Here is a 23,735-nt window from a genome sequence, read left to right as displayed (position 1 = left end):
CTTCTCGTCATATTTCAAGTTGTGACTGTGTTGGCTTCATTCGTCAACCCTAGTCACATACTTGTGTATGCTCCTAGAAATTTCGTTATTTGTCGCCTTGCCACAACTCGAACTCTTTAGAGAATTAATTAGTTGGCGAATTGCTTATTTGAAAGGCTAATTAGTTAGGGAATTGTGGTGTCGAACCTAGAGTTATCTATTCTTAACTATAAAAAAATAGAGGTGAAAATGGATAAAATTTCACCTCTATAACATCAATGTGAATTAATTCTCTTTAATTTTCATCAATGCAGTTTCTGCGGCTTTGATAGTTTTCTCAATGTCTTCATCGCTGTGGGCGATAGACATAAAGCCAGCTTCAAATGCAGAAGGCGCGAGGTAAATACCTTGCTCTAACATGTAATGGAAAAATTTCTTAAAGCGCTCAACGTCGCATTTCATCACATCTTGGTAGCAAGTTACGGTTGGGGCATCGGTGAAGAAAATACCAAACATGCCACCGACGTGATTGATAACCATCGGGATACCTTGCTCTGCGGAAACACGTTTTAAACCACGAGCTAACTTTTCTGTTAATTCATTTAAACGTGAGTGGACTCCCGGCTGAGAGACTTCTTTTAAGCAAGCGAGGCCAGCAGCCATCGCGACAGGGTTACCAGATAAGGTCCCTGCTTGGTAAACAGGCCCAATTGGTGCTAGTTTTTCCATAATTTCAAGGCGGCCACCGAAGGCACCAACAGGCATACCACCACCGATGATTTTACCTAAACAGGTTAAATCAGGTTGAACATCGTAGTAATCTTGTGCTCCACCTAATGCGACGCGAAAGCCTGTCATGACTTCATCAATGATGAGTACGGCATTGAATTCATCACATAATGCACGTAAACCGGGTAAAAATTCAGCTGTTGGTGGTACGCAATTCATATTTCCTGCAACAGGTTCAACAATGACACATGCAATATCTTCTGGATAATTTTCAAATGCTTGGCGGACTGAAGACAGGTCATTATAGGTACAAGTTAATGTGTGTTTTACAAAATCTTCAGGAACGCCAGGAGAGTTTGGTTCGCCCATAGTAAGCGCACCAGAACCTGCTTTGACTAATAAGCAATCTGCATGGCCATGATAGCAGCCTTCAAATTTGATGATTTTGTCACGGCCTGTGTAACCCCGAGCTAGGCGAATTGCGCTCATGGTCGCCTCAGTGCCTGAATTTACCATGCGTACCATATCCATAGAGGGGACTAGTTCACAAACTAATTCAGCCATTTCAACTTCAGCGGCAGTCGGAGCGCCAAAACTTAATCCTTTATGAACCGCTTTGATCACGGCATCACGGATCTCAGGATGGTTATGGCCTAAAACCATTGGTCCCCATGAGCCAACATAATCTACATAGGCTTTACCATCAACGTCATAAATATAAGCGCCATCCGCTTTTTCAATAAATAATGGGGTTCCACCAACACCATTAAAAGCACGAACAGGGGAGTTTACACCACCAGGAATTTGTTCTTTTGCTTGTGCGTAAAGTTTTTCAGATTGTGACATCGCAGGGCTCCAGAAAGAGGCTAAGAAAAAAATTGCTCTCATTCTAAAGCACCACACCAATTAAACCAAATGTTGATACGAAGATATGCACAATGTGTCTAATTGCGTAACAACACTTGAACCATTCAGTCAAGTGGCGGATAATTAGGTTAATTGATCTGAGTAGGTTTTAGCCTACACATGAATTTACCGGTCACCGGTTTGGAGTAAAAAATGAGTGATGATGCAGCTCTGCCTTTGCAATTTACTGATGCGGCAGCAATTAAAGTTAAAGATCTAGTCTCTGATGAGGACAACCCAAACCTGCGTCTGCGTGTTTATATCACTGGTGGCGGATGCAGCGGTTTCCAATATGGTTTCACATTTGATGACCAGATCAATGAAGGCGATATGACAATCGAGAAACAAGGTGTTGCTCTTGTCGTAGACCCAATGAGCCTACAATATTTAGTGGGTGGAAGTGTTGATTATACTGAAGGCTTAGAAGGTTCGCGCTTTATTGTGACCAATCCGAATGCTAAGTCTACTTGTGGGTGTGGTTCGTCTTTCAGCGTCTAATTTTCGTCATATTTCGAGTTATGGCGGTGTTGGCTTCATTCAGTTACTCGGGTCACATACTAATGTATGCTCCCCGAGATATCTTCATTTGCCGCCTTGCCACAACTCGAACTATTTAGAAAATTTTTGTAATTTGTAATTTGTAATTTGTAATTTGTAATTTGTAATTTGTAATTTGTAATTCTCAATCAGATAATGCGTTTAACTGCTTGCACAGTTGTTCTGTCGCATTAACAATCCTTGGGCCTGCTCGGTGAAACCAATCTTCATTTAATCGGATAATTGGGACATTGAGCTGTGAGTGCCAAAATTTTTTCACTGTTTTTTCCTGTTCGGCTGAACCAGTCATAATAATTACATCTGGCTTGCGAGTGAGCACCTGCTCACGACTGACTTGAGGCCATTGAACAGCGCTATTAGCAAAAATATTTTCACTACCACAAAACTCTACGACATCATTTTGCAGCGTGTGGTTACCTGCGCTAAATAAAGGCTGAGTACCGAGTTGAATGAACACTTTCTTTGATTTTTTATTAGAAATTTTTTCTTTTTGATAAGGAGCGAGCCTAGAGCGCATTTTTTCAACATTTTGTTGTGCTATCTCTGGGGTTGGGCTGTATTGTGCTAATTCAATCACTGAGTTGATGACATCATCAATAGTTTGAGGATCGAAATAAATAATTGGGATACCGAGGCCTGCGAGTTGATCAAGAGGCCGCTGGGGGTTACCTCCTCGCCATGCGAGGATTAAATCAGGTTTAAGTGCGATAATACGTTCTACATTTAAACCTTGCCAATCAGAGACTTGTTCTAATTTTTTTGCTTGCTCTGGGTAATCGGAGTAAGCACTGACCGCAATTAAGCTATCTCCAAGCCCTGCTGCATAAGCAAGTTCAGTATTGGCCGGTGATAAACTAATAACGCGCTGCTTTGTTGCTCCTAGAGCAGAAAAGGCCACCAATAAAGCACATAATAAGGTGATAGTAAGGGAAAAATAATGCGTAATTCGTTTCATAACAAAATTCATCGTAGAATTAATTAAAAGGTATAACTAACAAATGGTTATACCTTTTTTGCAAATGATTAAGCGAGTTTAGCTAAAATTGCTGTGATCATCAGGGAAGATTGACGGGCAGCAACAGGTAAAAACTCATCAAAGCTCGTGTGGGATTCTTTATCTGCAACATCTGAAATGGCACGAACGACGACAAATGGAATGCCAAATTGGTGACATACTTGACCAATCGCGGTGGCTTCCATTTCTACTGCCGCAACTTGTGGGAACATCGCTTTGATGCGCGCCAGTGGCTCAGCACCATTAATAAAAGCATCACCGCTACAGACTAATCCACGAACAGCGTTCATATCCAATAACTTAATGCACTGCTCAGCAACTTCAATTAACTTAGTATCAGCAACGAAAGCTGGCGGACACTGTGCCATTTGGCCGGGTTCATAACCGAATGCGGTCACATCAGCATCATGGTAACGAACTTCTGTAGAAACCACGATATCGCCGACGTTTAAACGAGGGTCTAAACCACCTGCGGAACCTGTGTTAATCACGACATCTGGTTGGCAATGTTCTAATAATAGCGTTGTACCGATTGCGGCTGCGACTTTTCCAATACCTGATTTCAATAACGCAACGTCAACGCCATTAATTTGGCCTGTATAAATCTCACAGCCAGCACGGTTAATAGTTTGGCAGTTTTCAATTTGTGAGCGCAAAATCGCCACTTCCTGTTCCATGGCGCCAATTATTCCAACTTTCATTTTGTCTCCTTTTCCCTGCACAATTTGCACTATTAATGTCAATATAGTGTCAATATTTTGACTAGGGACGATAATGTTTTATTGTGTTATTGCTGCATTCTTCGAGTGGGTTCGCAATTTTAATTGCAACAACTCGAATTTTGACAACGAAATTACAAAGATGCACGAAGTGTAACATTGAAAGGTGAGTCGTGAAGGTTTTTTCCTGTATTTAGGCTATATAATGAAACATCAATCGAAATAGGGAAGGTGGCAGAGTGGGTGAGATTAATTTTGTTAAGAAGCTAAACTTTCAGCGTAACTACATGAGCAGTGCGAAAAACCAAAAAATTTCATCTAAAGATGAAGATGCGGTTAATCGCTTATTTGAAAGTGACCGTGGGCGGATTATCAATTCAGCAGCCATTCGCCGCTTACAACAAAAAACACAAGTTTTTCCCTTAGAGCAAAACGCAGCAGTGCGTAGCCGATTAACTCACTCACTAGAGGTTCAGCAGGTTGGCCGTTACATCAGTAAAACGGTTTTAGGTGAATTAAAAAAGAAAAAATTACTGGAGTCCTATGGGCTAGATGAACGTTGTGATGCGTTTGAAAGCTTAGTCGAAATGGCTTGTTTAATGCATGATATCGGTAATCCACCATTTGGGCACTTTGGTGAGGCCGCAATTCAACAGTGGTTTACCAAGTTACTGTCGCCAAGTTACTTATATACACCCAATTCCCCTGACCCATGCCAAATACCGGCATTACAGTTAACTGGAAATGAAAAGCAAGATTTATTCCGCCGTCAATTAAAGCAGGATTTATGCTCATTTGAAGGTAATGCGCAAGGGCTGCGCATGGCGCATCGATTACTCAAACTAAACTTAACCTATGCACAAATTGGTTCTATCTTAAAATATACGCGTGGAGCTTATGATTTGGAGCCAATTCCCCCTGAGTTTGATTATTTGATGAAAAAACCAGGCTATTATTGGTCAGAGGTGGACTTTGTCAGTGAGTTAACCAAAAAACTCGATATGGAGAAATACTGCCGTTTCCCTCTGTCCTATATTATGGAAGCGGCTGATGATATTTCATATTGTATTGCTGATTTAGATGATGCCGCGGAAAAAGGCATTTTTACTGTTGAGCAGTTGATTGAGTACTTAAAAGCAGAGTGGGGTGATATTGAACAAAATGATTTGTTCGATCAAACTGTCATGCGAGCTTTCAATAATATCAGTGACAACCACACAAGGCGTATTCAGCAAGATCAGTTCTTTATGTATTTGCGCGTGAATATTACAGGGAAGTTGTCTCATTACAGTGCACTGCAGTTTATTAAAAATCTGCCTGAAATTTATAATGGCACTTTTAACAGCGCTTTGTTAGAAGATAAAAGCCCAGAACATAGATTACTGAAAGTATTGAAAACAGTGGCTTTTAAACATGTATTTAACCACCATGAAGTTGAAGAGTTAGAGTTGCAAGGCTACCGAATTATCAGTGGGTTATTAGATTTTTATAGCCCATTACTGATGATGAATAGAAGGGATTTTGCTGAGCTCGTTGAAAAAAATTACCACAAGCACTTTTTCATTGAAACGAGATTGTTCCATAAATTATCTAATAAGCATCGCTTATCTTACACGGAAGCACTTGAGAAAATTTCTGCAACGAATGAAGCAGATAAATCTATTCTGGAGTTTTATTATCGAGCTCGTTTGATTCAAGACTATATTAGCGGTATGACAGACCACTATGCCTATGAAGAATATCGTAAATTTATGGTTAGTAACTAATATAATAATTGAATGGCATAATAAAAATGGAAAAGTAGTCAATCAAATGATAGGAAAAACAGGTATAATGGGACTGACCGTTTTTCTGGATTAATTAGCGAAAAAAACAACGCATTAAAATTGAAAATTCGGCAATCATGATTTTTATAACTTAATACTCTGTAGTGACTACTTTATGGCTCAATTTTACTCTCCTAATCGCCGTACCACTTCACGCCGTCAAATCACGGTTGTAGCTGATAGCCTCGATGCTGCAGGGCAAGGTGTTGCCCGTATCGAAGGAAAAACCATTTTTGTAACAGGTTTATTGCCTGGAGAAGAAGCACAAATTGAATTGACGGAAGAGAAGCGGCATTTTGCTAAAGGGAAGGTGACTAAACGCTTGAGCACTAGCCCACAAAGAGTAAAACCACGGTGCCGTTATTTTAACCAATGTGGAGGGTGCCAACAGCAACATGTTGACATTGCACTGCAAAGAGAAAGCAAAGCTCATGCTTTAGCTTACTTGATGCAGCGCGAAACATCGCTAGATATATCCGTTCCCACGGTGATTAGTGGTGAGCCATATGGTTACCGCCGTCGAGCTCGATTAGGTCTACAGTATCAGCCTAAAAGTAAAAATGTCGTTATGGGGTTTCGTCAATCTCAATCTAACACATTGGTTGATATAAAAAATTGTCCTATCTTGTCCCCTGATTTGGATATCTTACTAAAACCACTTTCTGAATGTATTAACCAGCTCAGTAATAAATCGAAACTGGGCCATGTAGAACTTATTCGTGCAGACAATTGTAAAATTGTATTGATTCGTTACTTAACCCCTTTTTCGTTATCAGATACCCAAAAGTTAAGCGATTTTGAAAATCAGCACGGAGTGTCTATCTGGTTAGCGGGTAATGATGAAAACTTACAGGCTCTGTCACCAAATTCGCCACAACCTGAATATCAAGTTGCAGGGGAAATACTAAAATTTAATCCGTTAAATTTTATTCAAGTGAATGGGCAAGTTAACCAGCAGATGGTAGAACAAGCTTTAGCATGGTTAGATCTAAACAGTGAAGATAGGGTATTAGATCTTTTTTGTGGAATGGGTAACTTTACATTGCCAATTGCACGGTTAGTGACATCTGTTGTGGGTGTTGAGGGTGTGGAAAATTTAGTCGAACAAGCACGAAACAATGCACAGCTCAATACTATTTGTAATGCGACATTCTATAATGAAAACTTAGAAGCCCAGATACACACACAACCTTGGGCAGTTCATGGCTTTAATAAAGTGTTATTAGACCCAGCTAGGGCTGGAGCTGCTGGTGTTATGGAACATTTAATTAAACTGATGCCAGAAAAAATTGTCTATGTTTCATGTAACCCCACAACATTGGCAAGAGATAGCAAAGCTTTACTCGATGGGGGCTATCAATTATTACAGTTGCGGATGCTAGATATGTTTCCGCAAACTAGCCATTTAGAGTCAATGGCGTTATTTATCCGTCGCCCAGAGGTTTAATAGGTAGGGAGAATATATGGTTGCAGTAAGAAGTGCGCATCTTACCCCAGCAGGTGAGTTTGCCCCAGAAAAGTGGGTTAACGGCCTGGGATTGAGCAATAAACAATCAGAAGAAAAGCTCATCCATACCTGGCAATATTGTCACGATAAATTAGCCGGACAAGAAATCGCCCCTCTGTTGCTGTGGCGCGGTATTGAAATGACCGAGATCCTATCGACATTAAGTATGGATATCGGCAGCTTACAAGCGGCTTTGCTTTTCCCCTTAGTGGAAGAAGGGAAGTTAGAAGAACAAGAAGTTATTGAGGAATTTGGCAAATCCATTCACGAACTTGTTAAAGGCGTGCTGGAAATGGATGCGATCCGCCAACTCAAAGCAACACAATCAAGCGAAACCAGCTCGACACAAGTCGATAATATTCGTCGTATGCTACTGTCAATGGTAGAGGATTTCCGCTGCGTTGTTATTAAGTTAGCGGAACGAATTGCTCATTTACGTGAAGTCAAAGATGCAACGGAAGATGAGCGCGTCTTAGCTGCAAAAGAGTGTTCAAATATTTATGCTCCTTTAGCAAATCGCCTAGGAATTGGGCAGTTAAAATGGGAGTTAGAAGACTTTTGTTTTCGTTATTTGCATCCCGATGAATATAAGAAAATTGCAAAGCTCCTCCATGAACGTCGTATTGACCGTGAAGAGTACATAGATACTTTCGTAACAACCTTACGTAAGTACATGTTAAAAGAGAATATTCAAGCAGATATCTATGGCCGACCTAAGCATATTTACAGTATTTGGCGTAAAATGCAGAAAAAATCATTGGCATTTGATGAACTGTTTGATGTGCGAGCGGTGCGTATTGTCGTTGAACGCTTGCAGGATTGTTATGCTGCATTAGGAATTGTTCATACCCATTTTCGCCACCTTCCTGATGAGTTTGATGACTATGTGGCGAATCCAAAGCCTAATGGTTATCAATCGATTCATACAGTAGTATTAGGGCCAAACGGCAAAACACTTGAAATTCAAATTCGTACCCGTCAAATGCATGAAGATGCAGAGCTGGGGGTTGCGGCGCATTGGAAATACAAAGAAGGCGCGACTGGTATTGGCAAAGGAAGTAGCTACGAAAACCGTATTGCGTGGTTACGTAAGCTGATTGCATGGCAAGAAGAAATGGCAGATTCTGGCGAAATGCTAGATGAAGTTCGTAGCCAAGTGTTTGATGACAGAGTGTATGTTTTTACCCCAAAAGGGGATGTGGTGGATTTGCCAGCAGGCTCGACGCCGCTTGATTTCGCTTATCACATTCACAGTGATGTCGGCCATCGTTGTATTGGTGCAAAAATAGGTGGGCGTATTGTTCCATTTAGCTATCAATTACAAATGGGTGACCAAATTGAAATTATCACTCAAAAGCATCCAAACCCAAGCCGTGACTGGTTAAATCCTAACTTAGGGTATGTAACAACCAGTCGTGGACGAGCCAAAATCCAAAATTGGTTCCGTAAACAAGATAGAGATAAAAACATTCTCGCAGGGCGCCAAATTCTTGATAGCGAATTATCGCAGCTTGATATCAGCCTCCGAGAGGCCGAAAAACTGCTAATCGCGCGCTATAATGTTCACTCATTGGATGAAGTTTTAGCAGGAATTGGTGGTGGTGATATTCGTATCAACCAATTAGTGAATTTCCTGCAAAGCAAATTTAACAAAGCCACCGCAGAAGAAGAAGACCGCGCGGCAATGAAGACATTAGAAAGTAAGTCTTCACTCCCAAGAGCACCATCCCATGGTAGTGGTCGAGTGGTGGTTGAAGGGGTTGGTAACCTAATGCACCATATTGCACGTTGTTGCCAGCCAATTCCAGGGGATGAAATTGTCGGTTTTATCACGAAAGGACGAGGTATTTCTATTCACAGTGCGGATTGCGAACAATTAGCTGAGCTGCAAAGTCATGCGCCAGAACGTGTGATAGATGCAGTTTGGGGAGAAAACTATTCCAGTGGTTATTCTCTCGTGGTTAGAGTTGTCGCCAATGACCGTAGTGGTCTACTACGTGATATCACGACAATATTAGCTAATGAGAAGGTTAATGTGCTTGGCGTCAGTAGCCGCAGCGATGTGAAGCAGCAATTGGCAACGATAGATATGACAATTGAGCTGTATAATATTGAGGTGCTGAGCCGGGTGTTAGCAAAATTAAATCAGTTGCCGGATGTTATTGAGGCAAAACGCCATTCCCAGTGATTTTCTTCATATTTTGAGTTGTAGGGGTGTTGGCTGCACTTAGCTACTCGGGTCACATACTTATGTATGCTCCCCGAGATATCTTCGCTTGCCGCCTACCTACAACTCAAACTATTTTGAAAATCAGTACTGTTATATTGTCAGTGGTTTTCTCCATATTTTGAACCGCAGCGTTGTTGGCTGCGTGCTCTCACCTTAGTCACATACTGATGTATGCTCCTACATTTTCTTCATATTTTGAGCAGCAGCGTTGTTGGCTGCGCGCTCTCACCTTAGTCACATACTGATGTATGCTCCTACATTTTCTTCATATTTTGAGCTGCAGCGTTGTTGGCTGCGTGCTCTCACCTTAGTCACATACTGATGTATGCTCCTACATTTTCTTCATATTTTGAGCTGCAGCGTTGTTGGCTGCGCGCTCTCACCCTAGTCACATACTGATGTATGCTCCTAGGGGCTCGTTTACTTGCCGCCTAGCTGCAATTCAAACTATTTTGAAAATAATTTTTTGCAAATATTCAATAATCTTTTCTTTGTTTTTTCTTTTGTTGGGAAAAATTTGTTGATTTGCCTTTATATCTGGTAAGTTTGAGATAAAGATGACAATTAGAAACAAAAGAAAATCAAAGGTTAATACAATGAGTCAGGAAAAACCCGAAATCGAGCGCTTATTATCCATTATGGCACAGCTGCGTGACCCACAAACAGGTTGCCCATGGGATAAAGTACAGACATTTAAAACTATTGCACCTTATACACTTGAGGAAACCTATGAGGTGCTTGATGCGATAGAACGTGAAGATTTTAACGACTTAAAAGGTGAGCTGGGCGACTTATTGTTCCAAGTGGTTTTCTATGCGCAAATGGCGAATGAAAAATCATTGTTTGATTTTAATGATATTTGCCAAGCAGTGAGCGATAAGCTTGAACATCGTCACCCACATATTTTTGATACAAATAACACATTGAGCAGCTCGGAAGTGATTGAGGGGTGGGAAAAACGAAAAGCAAAAGAGCGAGCTGAAAAATCGCAGTTTTCTGTGCTAGATGATATCCCGAATTCGCTCCCAGCACTAATGAAAGCCTATAAAATTCAAAAGCGTTGTGCTTCGGTCGGTTTTGACTGGGATACGTTAGGCCCTGTTGTGGGTAAGGTTCATGAAGAACTTGAAGAGGTGATGGAAGAAGCCACACAGGTGGTTGTTGACCAAACTCACCTAGAAGAAGAAATCGGCGATTTATTGTTTGCCGTAGTGAATTTATCTCGCCATTTAGGTCATAAACCTGAAATAGCGTTGCAAAAAGCTTGCAACAAATTTGAAGGTCGTTTTCGTCAAATCGAAAAAAGCCTAGCGGAAAGTGGCAAAACGACAGAAAGTGCTACACTTGATGAGATGGAAGGGCTTTGGCAGCAGGTTAAGAGTCAAGAATAAAATGGTTCGTCATATTTCGCACTATAGCGTTGTTGGCTGCGTTCGGCTACTCAGGTCACATAACTGGTGTATGCTTCCTGAGATATCTTTTCTTGCCGTCTAGCTTTGCTCGTCATATTTCGCACTACAGCGTTGTTGGCTACGTTCGGCTACTCAGGTCACATACTTGTGTATGCTCCCTGAGATATCCTCTCTTGCCGTCTAGCTTTGCTCGTCATATTTCGCACTACAGCGTTGTTAGCTGCGTTCGGCTACTCAGGTCACATACTTGTGTATGCTCCCTGAGATATCCTCTCTTGCCGCCTAGCTGTAGCACGAACTATCTAGAGCATTAATTATATATAGAACGAAGCATCTACAGAAAAATTCGATATGTTCGATATGGTTGGTTTGTTCTAAAATCACCTCATGCAATGGCTCCAAACAAAGCTTCAAAAATAATATGGAGGTTGAAGTTTTCGAAGGTTAAATGTGGAGAGTTAGAGTAAATAGTTATTCAAAATCAAAGTTAGTGCAGAATCGCATTTTTTACACCATACAATGAGCTGAAAGGATTTAGCTTTTGTGTTTGAACTGTGTTAATCTATAAAAATAGATAAAGATGACTAATTTTGAAGCGATAAATATTTTTCGCTTTTAACTTGCTGATAATATTAGAGTATTGATGAAATTTAGCCTTATTATGCTTAGAACATTTGTAGCGAAATTAAGGTTCGGGTATACTGTTTTCCCGTCCTGTTATATCCATCATCTTTTAAACCTAAACTTTCAGGTTCAGCATGAAAACTAATTATATTTTTGTGACCGGCGGGGTCGTATCCTCACTGGGTAAAGGCATTGCCGCAGCCTCTTTGGCGGCTATACTCGAAGCCCGTGGACTCAATGTGACTATTATGAAACTGGATCCCTACATTAACGTAGATCCAGGCACTATGAGCCCAACCCAACACGGGGAAGTTTTCGTTACAGAAGACGGCGCTGAAACTGACTTAGATTTAGGTCACTATGAGCGTTTCATCCGTACTAAAATGACACGTCGTAATAACTTTACGACTGGGCGTGTTTACTCTGAAGTTCTGCGCAAAGAGCGCCGTGGCGACTATTTAGGCGCTACAATTCAAGTTATCCCTCATATCACTAATGAAATTAAAGACCGCATCATCCGTGGTGGTGAAGGCCATGACGTCGTTTTGGTTGAAGTTGGTGGTACAGTTGGTGATATCGAATCATTGCCATTCCTTGAAGCGATTCGTCAAATGGCAGCTGAAGTTGGCCGTGAACGCACATTATATTTGCACTTAACATTAGTGCCATACCTTGCAGCGGCTGGTGAAGTAAAAACTAAGCCAACTCAACATTCTGTGAAAGAATTACTGTCAATTGGTATTCAACCAGATGTGCTGATTTGTCGTTCAGACAGAGTGATCCCAGCAAATGAACGTGCAAAAATCGCATTGTTCTGTAATGTGCCAGAGAAAGCGGTTATTTCTCTCAAAGACGTTGATTCAATTTATAAAATCCCGGCCTTATTGAAATCACAAGGTTTGGATGAATACATCTGTAACCGTTTCCGCATTGATGCGCCAGAAGCTAATTTAGCTGAGTGGGAACAAGTTATTTACGAAGAAGCCAATCCCGCTGGTGAAGTGACTATTGGGATGGTGGGTAAATATGTTGAGTTACCAGATGCGTATAAATCTGTAATTGAAGCATTAAAACACGGTGGCTTGAAAAACCGTTTAACTGTGAACATCAAATTAATTGATTCACAAGATATTGAAACTCGAGGTGTTGAGTTACTAAAAGGTTTAGATGCTATTTTAGTACCAGGCGGCTTTGGCGAGCGTGGTGTTGAAGGGAAAATTCTGACCGCTCAATATGCACGTGAAAACAAGATCCCTTACTTAGGAATTTGTTTGGGTATGCAAGTCGCATTGATTGAATTTGCACGTAATGTTGCCAATATGGCAGATGCAAACTCAACAGAATTTAAAGCGGATTGTAAATTCCCTGTTGTTGCGCTGATTACTGAATGGCGCGACGAAGAGGGTAACCTTGAAGTACGTTCAGAAGAGAGCGATCTTGGTGGAACAATGCGTGTTGGTGGCCAACCATGTCATTTAGTGAATGGTAGCCTTGTACGTGAAATGTATGGTTCAGAAACTATCATTGAACGTCACCGCCACCGTTATGAGGTGAATAATTTACTACTGAAACGTATTGAAGATGCGGGCCTAAAAATTGCAGGTCGTTCAGTGGATAATAAGCTGGTGGAAATTATTGAAAACCCTAATCATCCATGGTTTGTGGCTTGTCAGTTCCACCCAGAGTTCACCTCTACACCAAGAGATGGTCATCCGTTGTTTGCAGGTTTTGTTAAAGCCGCTGGTAAGTACCAGAAAGGTGAGTTGAAATAAGATATGGGGAAGTCGGCGCAGGTGCACCAACTTCCCAAAATTTAACTTGTACTGAGGAAAACCTAATGTCCAAAATTGTTAAAGTGATCGGTCGTGAAATCATTGACTCTCGTGGTAACCCAACTGTAGAAGCTGAAGTTCATTTAGAAGGTGGCTTTGTTGGTTTAGCTGCGGCACCATCAGGTGCGTCAACAGGTTCTCGTGAAGCTCTGGAACTGCGTGACGGTGATAAAGCACGTTTTCTGGGTAAAGGTGTTCTGAAAGCAGTTGCTGCTGTTAATGGTCCAATCGCAGAAGCGCTGATCGGTAAAGATGCTAAAGACCAAGCTAACATCGATAAAATCATGATTGATCTCGATGGCACTGAGAACAAATCTAAATTTGGTGCAAACGCAATTCTCGCTGTATCTTTAGCAAATGCTAAAGCAGCAGCAGCGGCGAAAGGTATGCCTCTGTATGAGCACATCTCTGACTTGAATGGTACTCACGGTCAATACTCTATGCCTCTGCCAATGATGAATATCATCAATGGTGGTGAGCACGCAGATAACAACGTTGATATCCAAGAATTCATGATCCAGCCTGTTGGCGCGCCAACGCTGAAAGAAGCGGTTCGTATGGGTTCTGAAATCTTCCATCACTTAGCAAAAGTACTGAAATCTAAAGGTATGAATACAGCTGTAGGTGATGAAGGTGGTTATGCGCCTAACTTAGAATCAAACGCAGCAGCATTAGCAGCAATTAAAGAAGCGGTTGAGCAAGCTGGTTATGTGTTAGGTAAAGACGTAACACTGGCGATGGACTGTGCAGCATCTGAGTTCTATAACGCAGAAACCGGTAATTATGAGCTGAAAGGCGAAGGCAAAACCTTCACTTCACAAGAGTTCACACATTATTTAGAAGAACTGACTAAACAGTACCCAATCGTATCTATCGAAGATGGTCTGAACGAGTCTGACTGGGATGGTTTCGCATACCAAACTAAAGTTCTTGGTGACAAAATCCAACTGGTTGGTGATGACCTGTTTGTAACTAATACTAAGATCCTAAAAGAAGGTATCGATAAAGGTATAGCTAACTCTATCCTGATCAAATTCAACCAAATCGGTTCTTTAACTGAAACTTTGGCTGCAATTAAAATGGCGAAAGATGCAGGCTATACAGCTGTTATCTCTCACCGCTCAGGTGAAACTGAAGATGCTACTATTGCAGATTTAGCAGTTGGTACAGCGGCAGGCCAAATCAAAACAGGTTCTATGAGCCGTTCTGACCGTGTTGCTAAATATAACCAACTGATTCGCATTGAAGAAGCATTAGGTAAAAATGCACCATTCAATGGCTTAAAAGAAGTTAAAGGCCAAGCATAATTATTTATTGCTTAGCAAGTTAATGAATAGGGAAGCTTAGGCTTCCCTTTTTTTTGGGTTATTTATTGTATTAATGCAACAAATATAATTGAATTTTTTTATAAAATTCAATCTGAATTTGTTTTTTGATTATGGTACTAAAGGAGATATTAATTTACAGTCATTATTCATTTTAGATAAATAATTGATTTTTATTCAAAGGAATGAATGCAATGACAGTAAAAAAATATACAGAAGTAATTGAAAATATAAATGAAATTATCAATAAATATACGCTAGATACAAGCGAGTTAATTAAAATCGGCTCAACGACAGAAAAAGTAGATGTAACATTAATTAAACATGATAACTCACGATATGATATTAGTTATTATGATAGCGAGCAGCCTGACCCGTTTGTAATTAAAAGTTATTTACTCAATAATAATAATTATGATGCAACTCATTTATATCCCTCCTATGTAGATATTCCTAAAAAACCATCAGATACGTTTCTCTTATTTACAGGTACTTTAAATAAAAATTCTATTATAGTTACCAATCATGATAAAGATCATTATCGAGTCTATAATGATTGCAGAATGAATAGTTCAATTTTATATGATGATGTTGTTATGTCTGCTGATTATCAAGATTATAAAATAAAAGATGGTACAAATGGTAATGCGACAGCATATATGCAGTTTGTAAATAATTATTGGCAATTAGTCTTGCAAAAACAAGAGGTTAAATATTTTAACGGTGAAAGAAAATCATTTGCAATAGAAGGGAAAAATAGAATATTAAAATATATTCCTAATAATAAAATGGATAGTATAAATAAAAATAAATTTGAAAATACTCGGGAAAATATACATGTCAAAATATTGTCTATAGCAAAGAAATTCAATTGCTTATATGTGGATGAGAAAGGTAATAATATATTTGAAACGGAACGAAAATTAGATAGCGCTAAAGCATGGCATGAGTTTATTACATCTATAAGTATAAAAATAAATAATCATGTAAAAATGTTAAAAAGTTTCCAAGAAGTATGGCAGAAACAACTTCAGGAACTAAATGGGAAAATAAATAAAACAATAGATGATAAAGTTAAAATAAAATCTTTAAAACGAAAATTAGCACAAAGTGATATTCAAATTAGTTTTTATCATAATCATTATAATAGAATACTGTCTGAAGGGAACCAAATAGAAAGAAGTAAGTTATGGTGGGAAATAAAAAAAAGTAAAGGTATGAACGCTGTTGTTAAAAATGAAGAACAATCAATATATGGCGGTATTAATGAATATAAGCAAACAATCAATGAGCGATATGAAAATTTAGTTTTTGTTCATAAAAATTCTAATAAACCTTCATTTAGAAATAGTTTTAGTGAGGGCATGAACGATTTTTCAGAAGTCAATATATCAGGATTAAAGAAGAATATGACTTCAATAGAACTGAAAAAATTATATTTGACTCAAGACCTTAGCCCTATAGAACGAGGGGCTTTATATCAAAGAATTAATAATGTAGGTCACTCAGAATATATAAAATATGTTTTGAATGAAACAGGAAAAGTTAGTGAATTATTTTATTCATTAAATAGCCAAATTAATCGATTAATGCCACAAGATTTTTATTTAACGCTGATAGGGGATGATTCTCGAGGGCGTTGTTACCCTTTGGTTAGAGCTATGTCAGTTGCATTAGCAAAAGATGATCAAAAAGGTGCGGATACTTTATTTAATAAACTTTATATAGCATCAGCAAATCCTAAAGATAATGATTCAATATTAATAAAAACGGCATTGGAGCGATTACATTCGAATGTGGAAGCAATAGAGGCATCATTTTCTCATGGTAGAATTAATATCAAAGAAACACAGAGTTTATTAGAGGCGCAGCAAAAAACAATGATGTTTGCTATTAATAGTCAAAATCACTCGATGCTTATTGGTAAAACTATAAATGATAAAAAATCACACTATTATTTTTATGATCCTAACTTCGGTTTGTTTTCGTTTAATAATAGTAAAGAACTATTTTCAGCATTTAAAAAATTTATGGTAGATAACAAAATGGCTGATTTTTACTCAGCCTTTGGGAGCAATAAAGATCCGGTTTTTGAAGTGATTTCAATTATTACCGATGATATGTCGAGTGTTCCTGTGGGGAATGGGTTAAGTGTAACTCATTTAAGTGAGCCTATTTCACTGAGTTTAATTACTAAACGTGAAAGTAAAACTAGTAGTATCGTTAATAAACAACTTGCTATTCAAAGAGACATTCAATTGAAAGGAACATTGGCTATGTTAGAAGCAGAACAATGGGGATACCGTTTAGAAACTTCTCTTGCCAATTTATCAATGAACTATCAATTTAATAGAAAATGGGTGCCTATATTTTCTACACTGAAAGAGGATGAGAAAGGTAAATATCAACTTCAATTTATAGATTATGATGATCCTGAAAAAAGTCATTGGATTGAAATGGATGATCCGACAATTAAAGAATTTAATCATTACTATGAAAAGCAAGTAGCATTATTTGGGGAAAATTATTTTTTCGATGGTAAAAAAATAAAGCCACAAAAATATATAGATAATAACAGTGAATATAATATCAATGAGCCATCATTCGATGGATTAAATGCAGGAATAGCGATTCAGTCTTTGATGCTATGGTATTCAGATAAAAACCATAATAGAAACGGCATGAAAAATGATAATTTTAACTTAGCATTAGCATTGAAAATACATAGTTATATTAATTATGGGATGATATTTCATGGGGCTCTGAATGATTTAGGTAAAATTGTGGGTATAATTCGTAGTGGGTTAAATGGAAATATTAGCTATGAAGCTAAAAATATTAGTCTGTTTTCTACTTCATTAGCTCAAACAGTAAATGAAGGTGTTACTGTTTTATTTAATGGTGCCTTAGTCGGCTTTGATATATATGAATTGACCTATGCAAAAGATGAACCTCATAAGATTATATTTAGTACACAACTTGCTTTTGATTCTGCGAGTTTTGTCACAGGAGGACTCAGTTTAGGAACCGGTGCTTTAGGAGTAACGGAAGCTTCAGTATTTATGGGGGGAGCAGGGGTTATTTTTGCAGGGTTAAGTATTGGTTTCACTAGTTTGGCGCGTAATTATGCAGTGATAGGAGAAGATGCTAAATCGGTAGGTAGATATTTTTATCAGTTAGACCAAGCATATAAAAATAACGGATATGATTACTTACCTGATAAAAGTATTGTTCTTCCGCGCGCTGGTGCAGTTTTTAAAACAATAGATCTTAGAAATAACCAAATTGAATTTGATAGCCAGTATATCTATAGGACTAGCGCACATTCTGCAGGAGGCGGACGGAAAAATTATATTTTTTGGGCGGGTAATTTCCCTACAATGGTACATGACCGTCAACAGGCAATTAATATTCGTAAAGGTATCGGATATAATATGAGTAGCCGACATTATGGTTATTTAGATGCGCAAATAATTGTCTTACCTATCACTCCAAAATCGTATATTAAATATGATTACAATTTATGGCCAGGAGCAACAACACGTCATGATAGTGGATTTGATGTTATTCGTCGTTTAGAAAATACAGATAAATTCGATTATGATTTTTATATATTTCCAAGTGAAAATACTATCACTCAGATATTTCATGAATATGTAGATACAGAAATCGAAATAAAGTTAAATAATCAGTATAGACATTTGGTTATTCCAAAAATACCCAATGAATGGCATGGGAAAATTAAATATTCGATAAGAGGAAATGGTGGGGTATATAAACTTAGCCCACAAATAGGTGCAGAAATAGAGTTGATAGATGATTCTAATAAGGTATCGCCTTCTCATTGGATAATTAGTAGTGAACTATTAAATAAAAATGACATTATCGTTAAGTCTGAATGTATAGATTTTGGTGGAGTAAAAATAAAATTAGGCCCATCAGTGTCAAAAAAAGACTTTTTATATATCAATAATAATAATGAAACCTATAAAATAGATTTTTTAAAGTTAAGTATAAATTTAATTAGCGAAGATGGAAATAAGTGGGTCGGCCATAAGGAAGATTTATCTAATCATTTAAATAAATTAAATGAACAACATAAAATTATGGGGCAGTACATATTAATTGAAAATTATCAGTTTGGGAATGTTAATGTAGGCCGAGCATTTTATCAGGTTTCTACAGGGAGATATATTTTCACTGACTCATCGGAACAATATACTAAAAATGCTGATCTATTTTCTCCATTAGGGACGGGGGCATGTTTTTATTCAAAAGATAATAATATATTGTGGTTAGTTGATAAGGATAATAAAGTCCAATATATGTATATTATTAATAATAATGCTCAGCGGAATTTTGAATTAACTAAGTTATGGGTTAGTAATGAAAATATTTATTTCTCATGTCGTTATCCTAGTGAAGGAGTTCATGAAGTCGCAAATTATATGATAAATGGAAATGAAATTATATTAGTTAGTGTTTCTATTGATGAGCTGACTCATTATCAGTTATTCGAAGAAAAATCGGTCATACCTAAGGATATTTCAGATGTGATTTTTGGTAAGTATTTATTGTTAATTGATAAAGTAAAAGATAAAAAAACAATATATAGTAAAAGTGTGAAGCTGGCTGATGTCATCCAAATATCAGGAATTGATAAAAATAATAATATATATCATTATTGGTTAAGGGAAAAAGACGGTGTTATTATAAGGCCAACGGTTACTTCATATAAGCTTGCTCTCGATAGCAAAGAATTATTTGAGCCTAAAGATTTAATATTTGTTGGCTTTTTATTAAATAATAATGGGCAAGAAGTATTCTTTTTTTATAGTTATAAAGAAAAGTTAATATATCGACAAGTCGGAGAGAATCCAAATTTCTTTCAAATAGAAAAGCAAGGGATCAAGGAAATAAATATCGAAGATATTGAGAGTGTTATATTTAGTCAAAGTAAAATTTTAATTACTAATAATAATGGCATTGTGAGTCAAGTTAACGCTCAAGGTAATATTCAACCTGTGGCACTAAATAAAAAGTGGTTTGATTTACATCCAACAAGATGGTGGGAAGAATTTGGTAAATTAGAGTCAAATCAAGGAGTATATGCTTTACTTGGATTAAAAATGAGTCATAATCAAGCTATTATTCCCGCTTGGTATGAAAATAAAAGTATTGTTATTGCATACCAATTATCATCACTGAATACATTGCAATATTTAGGAATAGACGAGTACCGTTCAGCAGCAATTATTTTTGATATGGAAAATAAGAAACTTTATTGGCAACCAATTGTAAATGAAGCTGCTTTAGTTAAAGCTTTTGATAAAAATAATTTAAAAAATACTTTATCACTACCTTCAATGTATGAGATATACCCAAATATTAAATTTGATACAGTTAAAAAATTAAAAAATGGATTGTTAATGTATACAACTAATGATGAGATTTTATATTATAGTAAGGGAGAGAATAATTTAGATGGTAATAAAGAGGGATTCTCATCATCTTTATTAATTAACGGTGGAAATTCAAGGGATATAATTAACCCGCCAGTTATAAATAATGTAAAAAATATTGTATTAAGTGCGGGAGATAAAGAAGATAGTTATGTTATTTCTAGAGCAGCGTGGCTACATTATCAAGCAATTATCATTGATAATAATGCGAGCGATCGTTTGACAGATACACTTGTTTTACCTGTTGACGATATGAACTCGCTAGCTGTTAATCGCCTAGGAGATGACCTTATCCTGACGGATATAAATACAAATAGCATACTTATTATTAGGCGTATATTTTCTGCTAATGCTCAAGGATATGAACACCTTCAATTGCGATTTTTAAATTCTAACGAAGATATTGGGGTGAAAACTATTGTAGATAATTATTTATTGACTGATGGGCTTATGGTTACTAATACACCGAATGAGTCTGATGAAGAAATACTGTTGGCTCATGACAATCAGTTAGCACAGCTTTCAGCAATGACATCATCATTAAATCATCGTGAAAGCATGATTAGACATCAGGATATAATACAGCCTTCGTTGGTTACTGCGCCTGTTTTAGTGGGATAGAGCAGGTATGAATTAGTTAAGCTAGCTGGACTTTAACTGGCTAGCTTAACTAGTTGTCTAGTTTCATTGGTTGATATTTTAGTTTAAGTTTGTTTTTCATCTATTAATATCATTTATTTAGCTTTGGGGGGGGATTAACTGCTGACTGATGTGTTGGCGTATTAGCGCAATTGTTCTGTCGATTGAAACTGTTAATTTATGCGGTTATTTGCCTACAAAATAGAACATTTTCCGGTAGAGATATTAAAAACACAAAAAATTGCGCGGGGTAGATCGCACTTTTAGCTTATCCACATTTTCATCTCAATAAATTAACTCTATATTTCACAGCTTATAAATAATTATTAACAATATGCGCTAAAAATAAACTTGCTTCCAAAGCTATGGAGTAAACATGGACGCTTCAGAATCTTTAACACCATCAGTGAGCCCAACCCCCTCGAATAAACGGGGATGGATAATCTTAGCTGTTGATATCGTACTCTTAATTTTATTACTAAAATATTTACCATTTGATGATAAAGCAAATGCAGGTCTTGCAATGATGGTTTTCATCGGTGTGCTTTGGTTAACTGAAGCTATCCATGTCACCATTACTGCACTGTGTATTCCGATCTTGGCAGTAGGCTTAGGGCTGATGAATACAGGGGATGCATTGAAATCATTTGCAAATCCGATTATTTTCTTATTCTTCGGTGGCTTTGCATTAGCGACGGCTTTACATATCCAAGGCCTTGATAGGCTAATTGCAAATCGCTTACTAATGGCAGCTCGAGGGCGCTTATCAGTCGCGGTATTATTGCTGTTTGGTGTAACAGCGTTACTTTCTATGTGGATTAGTAACACAGCAACAGCTGCAATGATGCTACCACTAGTATTAGGTATACTATCTAATCTCGATGTACGTCATGAACGTAATACTTTCGTGTTTGTACTATTAGGTGTTGCTTATAGTGCAAGTATCGGTGGTTTAGGCACGATTGTAGGTAGCCCTCCAAATGCGATTGCGGCTGCGGCTTTAGGTTTAGATTTCTTATCATGGATGAAATATGGTATTCCAATCATGGTGGTATTACTACCAATGATGTTTGTATTGATGTACATGATGTTACGTCCAAATCTGAAACATCGTTTTCAAATTGAGTTAGAACACGTTGAGTGGAATGGAAAGCGTATTACAGCAATGACGATTTTCCTTTTAGCCGTAGTTTGTTGGATCACGAGTACGTTTATTAGTGATGCATTAGGTGGCGTAAAAGATTTAGATACAATCATTGCGATGAGTGCTGCGATTTTAATTGGTGTAACAGGTGTTGCTAGCTGGTCTCAAATTCAAAAAAATACCGAGTGGGGCGTATTGATGCTGTTTGGTGGTGGTTTAACACTCAGCGCAATTTTAAGTTCTTCTGGGGCAAGTAAGATCATGGCAGACTGGATGCAAATGACATTCGGTGAAAGTCACTGGTTTGTTATTATTCTAGCTGTTACTACCTTTATTATCATTTTGACTGAGTTTACCAGTAATACGGCGAGTGCAGCTTTATTAGTACCAATCTTTGCAACAGTTGCTGAAGCATTAGGTATGCCAGTCATTGTATTAACCATGATTATTGGGATTGGTGCATCCTGTGCGTTTATGTTGCCAGTTGCTACACCGCCAAATGCGATTGTGTTCGGTTCCGGTTATATTAGGCAAATTGAAATGGTACGTGTTGGTGCGGTATTAAACGTGGCTTGTATCCTTGTGATTTCATTGTTTGCTTGGTTTATCTGGATGTAAATTAGGATCAATTCACTTTAACTTAACGGCCTCTTATTGAGGCCGTTATTTGTTGTTGTACGCTAAATTGAGATTATTGCGTTGTTTTAGCAATAAGAGCCTGTTGGTTTTTCCCTATTTTTATCACACCTGTATCAGAAAAAATAATGTCTGCATCTCCGCGCACAGAGAAACTCATCGTGTTTATAACTCCTTGAATATCTATCTTATTCTGTGGGCAAAGGAAATTATCTTTACAGTGATATTGGTGACTCTCAAGTACAATGTTACGACCTGTCAATTTAGTTTGCTCATCCATCTCTAAATGATTTCCTTGAATATAAGGAATGTCAGTTTTGAACTTTGTGCTGTACTTGACAATGCCTTCACTAGGAGAAAGGGTACTATTACCAGATGCGCTGATATAATTTTGTATGGCAGAGTGGATATTAAGTGTATTTTGCAGCTTTATTTGGTCTGCAACGACATTTAATTTTGATAGTTGAATTGGAGTTCCTTGTTGCTGACTAATACTGATTTGGCTAGCAGGTTGAGTTGAAAACTTCAGTTGGTTATAGTCCTCCAATTTTTGGAGTTCAAGCTGGTTATCTTTCTCTTTGTTTTTAATATATTTTTTTTCAAATTTACCGGCAATTAAGGAGAGGCTATTAATATTATCAACGGCGCCGTCTTTCCATGAAATACCATTAGGATTTGCGATAACAAGGTTAGCGCGTTGCCCTTTTATTCCTAATATCCCTTGTAAGTTGCTTGTTTCAGTCCCTGTTACTTCTGCAAAAATAAGCTTTGCTGCCTTATTATTAAGCTTAGTATTACTGTTAATATCATTATTAAAAATTAAACCATCGTCATTAGATGAGAGACTTTCGAAGGTATTAAACGAGATGTTATTTTTGAGAGGGGCTTCTATATTAATGACTTTTGCTTTTGTGATATCAGGGGCCTCGGCTAATGATGTGGTATGAAATAAAGTACAACTTAGTAGAGTGAATGATATGGTTTTCTTCATTGGTATTAGCTCCTTGCTGTAAAAATCCTTTAATGATTAAAAGCATAATGTATTTAGTTGTTTTTTATAATAATCAAAAATTAGTTTGGCTTAATAAAATATGATACGTTAGCACTCAGGGAAAATCGGAAAATCGGAAAATCGGAAAATCGGAAAAATATGATGTAAATAATTGTTACACTATGTTTTTGGCCGCTTATA

Annotated in this window: 13 protein-coding genes; 9 read left to right on the top strand and 4 right to left on the bottom strand. The window is 37.6% G+C overall.

All coding sequences use genetic code 11. The features are described 5' to 3' along the window. Window positions 1–264: 264 nt before the first annotated feature. The gene (gene hemL / locus SJ312_RS08970; protein WP_110592616.1) at window positions 265–1,554 is read right to left on the bottom strand and encodes a glutamate-1-semialdehyde 2,1-aminomutase; all 1,290 of its coding nucleotides are present in this window, start codon (window positions 1,552–1,554) and stop codon (window positions 265–267) included. A gap of 213 nt (window positions 1,555–1,767) precedes the next feature. Between hemL and erpA the strand changes: the two genes are divergently transcribed. Further along, entirely contained in the window at window positions 1,768–2,112 is a 345-nt protein-coding gene (erpA, locus tag SJ312_RS08965) for an iron-sulfur cluster insertion protein ErpA (protein ID WP_004260480.1), read from the top strand. A gap of 184 nt (window positions 2,113–2,296) precedes the next feature. Here erpA and btuF read toward each other — a convergent pair whose 3' ends face one another. Continuing rightward, window positions 2,297–3,127 (bottom strand): vitamin B12 ABC transporter substrate-binding protein BtuF, encoded by an 831-nt coding sequence (gene btuF, locus SJ312_RS08960; protein WP_319867463.1) that lies wholly within the window; start codon window positions 3,125–3,127, stop codon window positions 2,297–2,299. A gap of 68 nt (window positions 3,128–3,195) precedes the next feature. Further along, window positions 3,196–3,888: a 5'-methylthioadenosine/S-adenosylhomocysteine nucleosidase gene (gene mtnN / locus SJ312_RS08955; RefSeq protein WP_036958290.1), complete on the bottom strand. Its 693-nt coding sequence runs from the start codon at window positions 3,886–3,888 to the stop codon at window positions 3,196–3,198. A 257-nt stretch (window positions 3,889–4,145) separates the two neighbouring features. On the opposite strand from mtnN, the gene dgt reads away from it, so the two are divergent. The 8 genes from dgt (at window position 4,146) to SJ312_RS08915 (ending at window position 22,525) form a co-directional block, all read left to right on the top strand. Next, window positions 4,146–5,672 carry a dGTPase gene (gene dgt / locus SJ312_RS08950; RefSeq protein WP_110592257.1) on the top strand — a complete coding sequence of 509 codons (1,527 nt, stop codon included), beginning with the start codon at window positions 4,146–4,148 and terminating at the stop codon, window positions 5,670–5,672. A gap of 175 nt (window positions 5,673–5,847) precedes the next feature. Then, a complete protein-coding gene (rlmD, locus tag SJ312_RS08945) occupies window positions 5,848–7,179 on the top strand; it encodes a 23S rRNA (uracil(1939)-C(5))-methyltransferase RlmD (protein WP_094960956.1) in 1,332 nt (443 codons plus the stop codon). A gap of 16 nt (window positions 7,180–7,195) precedes the next feature. Continuing rightward, window positions 7,196–9,427 (top strand): GTP diphosphokinase, encoded by a 2,232-nt coding sequence (relA, locus tag SJ312_RS08940; RefSeq protein ID WP_094960957.1) that lies wholly within the window; start codon window positions 7,196–7,198, stop codon window positions 9,425–9,427. A gap of 638 nt (window positions 9,428–10,065) precedes the next feature. Beyond that, entirely contained in the window at window positions 10,066–10,860 is a 795-nt protein-coding gene (mazG, locus tag SJ312_RS08935; protein ID WP_036958289.1) for a nucleoside triphosphate pyrophosphohydrolase, read from the top strand. 779 nt (window positions 10,861–11,639) lie between these two features. Beyond that, window positions 11,640–13,277, top strand: a complete 1,638-nt coding sequence (pyrG, locus tag SJ312_RS08930; RefSeq protein WP_004260455.1) for a glutamine hydrolyzing CTP synthase — start codon at window positions 11,640–11,642, stop codon at window positions 13,275–13,277. A gap of 65 nt (window positions 13,278–13,342) precedes the next feature. Beyond that, window positions 13,343–14,644 (top strand): phosphopyruvate hydratase, encoded by a 1,302-nt coding sequence (eno, locus tag SJ312_RS08925; RefSeq protein ID WP_004260453.1) that lies wholly within the window; start codon window positions 13,343–13,345, stop codon window positions 14,642–14,644. Window positions 14,645–14,856: 212 nt separating this feature from the next. Further along, window positions 14,857–20,745 (top strand): TcdA/TcdB pore-forming domain-containing protein, encoded by a 5,889-nt coding sequence (locus tag SJ312_RS08920; RefSeq protein WP_319867462.1) that lies wholly within the window; start codon window positions 14,857–14,859, stop codon window positions 20,743–20,745. A 394-nt stretch (window positions 20,746–21,139) separates the two neighbouring features. Further along, window positions 21,140–22,525, top strand: coding sequence for an SLC13 family permease (locus tag SJ312_RS08915; protein ID WP_004260445.1), 1,386 nt, complete (start codon window positions 21,140–21,142; stop codon window positions 22,523–22,525). A 73-nt stretch (window positions 22,526–22,598) separates the two neighbouring features. On the opposite strand, the gene SJ312_RS08910 is transcribed toward SJ312_RS08915, so the two are convergent. After that, window positions 22,599–23,534: a filamentous hemagglutinin N-terminal domain-containing protein gene (locus SJ312_RS08910; protein WP_110592253.1), complete on the bottom strand. Its 936-nt coding sequence runs from the start codon at window positions 23,532–23,534 to the stop codon at window positions 22,599–22,601. Between the last annotated feature and the right edge of the window lie 201 nt (window positions 23,535–23,735).

Origin of the sequence: Providencia sp. CIM-Carb-044, from assembly GCF_033901115.1 — a bacterium.
In the GTDB taxonomy this organism is placed as follows: domain Bacteria; phylum Pseudomonadota; class Gammaproteobacteria; order Enterobacterales; family Enterobacteriaceae; genus Providencia; species Providencia hangzhouensis.
This window is presented reverse-complemented; position numbering and strand designations above follow the sequence as displayed.